This window comes from Azohydromonas sp. (assembly GCF_035325925.1).
Classification (GTDB): domain Bacteria; phylum Pseudomonadota; class Gammaproteobacteria; order Burkholderiales; family Burkholderiaceae_C; genus Calidifontimicrobium.
Genome location: NZ_DAOKZA010000107.1, coordinates 1 through 3,159, shown reverse-complemented (window position 1 = coordinate 3,159; position 3,159 = coordinate 1). Strand labels below are relative to the sequence as shown.

Genomic DNA, 3,159 nt, shown 5'->3' with positions numbered 1-3,159 from the left:
CTGCAGATGGACATCAAGATCCAGGGCATCACCAAGGAGATCATGCAGGTCGCGCTGGCGCAGGCCAAGGAAGCTCGCATGCACATTCTGGGCCGCATGGTCGAGGCGGTGGGCGGCGCCAAGGAGGAGCTCAGCCCGTTCGCGCCGCGCCTGTACACGATGAAGATCAACCCGGAGAAGATCCGCGACGTGATCGGCAAGGGCGGCGCGACGATCCGCGCGCTGACCGAGGAGACCGGCACGACGATCGACATCGGCGAGGACGGCACGATCACCATCGCCAGCACCGACGGCGACAAGGCGCAGCACGCGATCCGGCGCATCACCGAGATCACCGCCGAGGCCGAGGTCGGCAAGGTGTACGAAGGCCCGATCACGAAGCTGCTCGACTTCGGTGCGCTGGTCAACATCCTGCCGGGCAAGGACGGCCTGCTGCACATCAGCCAGATCGCGCACCAGCGCGTCGAGCAGGTCAGCGACTTCCTCAAGGAAGGCCAGGTCGTCAAGGTCAAGGTGCTCGAGACCGACGACAAGGGGCGCATCAAGCTGTCGATGAAGGCACTGCTCGACAAGCCCGAGGGCTGGGTCGAGGAGGAGCGCCCGCGCCGCGACCGCGACGACCGTGGTGGTCGTGGTGACCGCGGCCCGCGCCGCGACCGCGGTGATCGTCCCGAGCGCGGCGAGCGCGCCGAGCGCGAGCCGGCGGTCGACGCCGCGCCGGCGGGCGACGAGCCGCCGGCTCGCGACGAGTGACGCGGCAGGGGCGGCGCCGGCGATGAACGCCATCGAGATCACCGCCCCGGGCGGCCCCGAGGTGCTGCGCCCGGTCGAGCGGCCGGCGCCGGTGCCGGGCGCCGGCGAGGTGCTGATCGCGGTGCGTGCCTCGGGCGTCAATCGCCCCGACGTGCTGCAGCGCAAGGGAGCGTACCCGCCGCCGCCGGGCGCGTCGGACCTGCCCGGGCTCGAGGTCGCCGGCACGGTGGCGGGCGGCGACCCCGCCGAGCTGGCCACCGCCGGCCTCGCGATCGGCGACCGCGTGTGCGCGCTGGTCGCCGGTGGCGGCTATGCCGAGCTGTGCACCGCGCCGATCGGCCAGTGCCTGCCGGTACCCGCGGGGCTGTCGGACGTCGAGGCGGCGGCGCTGCCGGAGACGTTCTTCACCGTCTGGCAGAACGTGTTCGAGATCGCGCGGCTGCAGCCCGGCGAGACGCTGCTGGTGCAAGGCGGATCGAGCGGGATCGGCGTGACGGCGATCCAGCTGGCCAGGGCGCTGGGCTCGAAGGTGATCGTCACCGCGGGCAGCGACGACAAGTGCGCCGCGTGCCTGCGGCTCGGTGCCGACCATGCGATCAACTACCGCACGCACGACTTCGTCGCCGAGGTCGGGCGGCTGACCGGCGCACACGGCGTCGACGTCGTGCTCGACATGGTCGCCGGCGACTACGTCGCGCGCGAGGTGCGGTGCCTGGCCGACGACGGGCGGCTGGCGATCATCGCGGTGCAGGGCGGCACCACGTCGAGCTTCGATGCCGGGCTGGTGCTGCGCAAGCGCCTGGCGATCACCGGCTCGACGCTGCGCGCGCGCCCGCTCGCGTACAAGGCGCGGCTCGCGCGGGCGCTGCGCGAACGCGTGTGGCCGCTGCTCGAGACCGGGCGCGTGAAGCCGGTGATCCATCGCGTGTTCCCCGCCGCCGAGGCGGCTGCGGCGCACGCGCTGATGGAGTCGGGCGCGCACGTGGGCAAGATCGTGCTGACCTGGTGAGGACGACGCTGCGATGAACACGCGACGCAAGCTCGTGGTGGGCAACTGGAAGATGCACGGCAGCCGCAAGGGCAACGCCGAGCTGCTCGAGGGCATCGTCGGCGCGAGGCCGTTCGGCTGCGACGTCGCGGTGTGCGTGCCGTTCCCGTACCTGGCCGAGACCGCGGTGGCGCTGGCCGGCAGCGACCTGCGCTGGGGCGCGCAGGACTGCTCGGCGCACGAGCAGGGTGCCTACACCGGCGAGGTCTCGGCCGGCATGCTGCACGAGTTCGGCTGCCGCTACGTCATCGTCGGCCACTCGGAGCGCCGCGCCTACCACGCCGAGGGCGACCCGCTGGTGGCCGATAAGGCCAAGGCGGCGCTGGCGCGCGGCGTCACGCCGATCGTGTGCGTCGGCGAAACGTTGGCGCAGCGCGAGGCGGGCGAGACCGAGGCGGTGGTCAAGCGCCAGCTGTCGGCCGTGATCCACACGCTGGCGCACTGTGCCAGCGAGATGGTCGTCGCCTACGAGCCGGTGTGGGCCATCGGCACCGGCCGCACCGCGACGCCGGCGCAGGCGCAGCAGGTGCACGCGCTGCTGCGCGCGCAGCTGCAGGCGGCCACGCCGCACGCGCCGGGCATGAGGATCCTCTACGGCGGCAGCGTCAAGCCCGACAACGCGCGCGAGCTGTTCGCGCAGGCCGACATCGACGGCGGCCTGATCGGCGGCGCGTCGTTGAAGGCGGCGGACTTCGTCGCCATCTGCCGCGCCGCCGACGCCACCTGACATCGACGACAAGACCAGGGAAGAGAACACCCATCATGCAGATCTGGATGAACATCGTGCTGGTGATCCAGCTCGTCTCGGCGCTGGCGATGATCGGCCTGGTGCTGGTGCAGCACGGCAAGGGCGCCGACATGGGTGCGTCGTTCGGCAGCGGCTCGGCCGGCAGCCTGTTCGGCGCCAGCGGCAGCGCGAACTTCCTGTCGCGATCGACGGCGGTGCTCGCCAGCGTGTTCTTCGTGTGCACGCTGGCGCTGGCCTACATGAGCAACACGCGCGCGCTGGCCCCCGCCGAGGCGCAGGGCTCGAGCGTGCTCGAGCGCGCCGCACCGGCCGCCAGCGAGCCCGCGGCGCCGGCGCAGATCCCCGGGGCGATCGCGCCGCCGGCGCCGGTGCCGGCATCGCCCGCGGCGGCGGGGTCGGCGGCGATCCCGGCCAACTGATCGAGCGCAAGCGGGGGCGATCCGGCTACGGGTTGACCCTCGGGGCGGCGTGCTTTTGCGCTTAGAATGCGCGGCTGTCTGACGAGCCCCTCCTCATGCGACTCAGACGCGAAGACCGTCCTGGCCGACGTGGTGGAATTGGTAGACACGCTATCTTGAGGGGGTAGTGGCGAAAGCTGTGCGAGTTCGAG

At 72.1% G+C, this 3,159-nt stretch carries 4 protein-coding genes; all 4 read left to right on the top strand.

Features of this window, described 5'->3' with window-relative positions; all coding sequences use genetic code 11:
- Positions 1 to 753: S1 RNA-binding domain-containing protein (locus PKC53_RS18860; protein ID WP_324431447.1), on the top strand; the 753-nt coding region annotated here is incomplete at its 5' end.
- 22 nt (positions 754 to 775) lie between these two features.
- Entirely contained in the window at positions 776 to 1,762 is a 987-nt protein-coding gene (locus tag PKC53_RS18855) for an NAD(P)H-quinone oxidoreductase (protein ID WP_324431445.1), read from the top strand.
- Between the two features lie 13 nt (positions 1,763 to 1,775).
- The gene (tpiA, locus tag PKC53_RS18850; protein ID WP_324431443.1) at positions 1,776 to 2,528 is read left to right on the top strand and encodes a triose-phosphate isomerase; all 753 of its coding nucleotides are present in this window, start codon (positions 1,776 to 1,778) and stop codon (positions 2,526 to 2,528) included.
- Positions 2,529 to 2,563: 35 nt separating this feature from the next.
- Positions 2,564 to 2,968, top strand: a complete 405-nt coding sequence (gene secG, locus PKC53_RS18845; protein ID WP_324431441.1) for a preprotein translocase subunit SecG — start codon at positions 2,564 to 2,566, stop codon at positions 2,966 to 2,968.
- Positions 2,969 to 3,159: the final 191 nt, after the last annotated feature.

Coding starts and splice junctions, on each gene's coding strand:
- PKC53_RS18855 (WP_324431445.1), top strand. CDS start 776: ATGAACGCCATCGAGATCACCGCCCCGGGCGGCCCCGAGGTGCTGCGC.
- tpiA (WP_324431443.1), top strand. CDS start 1,776: ATGAACACGCGACGCAAGCTCGTGGTGGGCAACTGGAAGATGCACGGC.
- secG (WP_324431441.1), top strand. CDS start 2,564: ATGCAGATCTGGATGAACATCGTGCTGGTGATCCAGCTCGTCTCGGCG.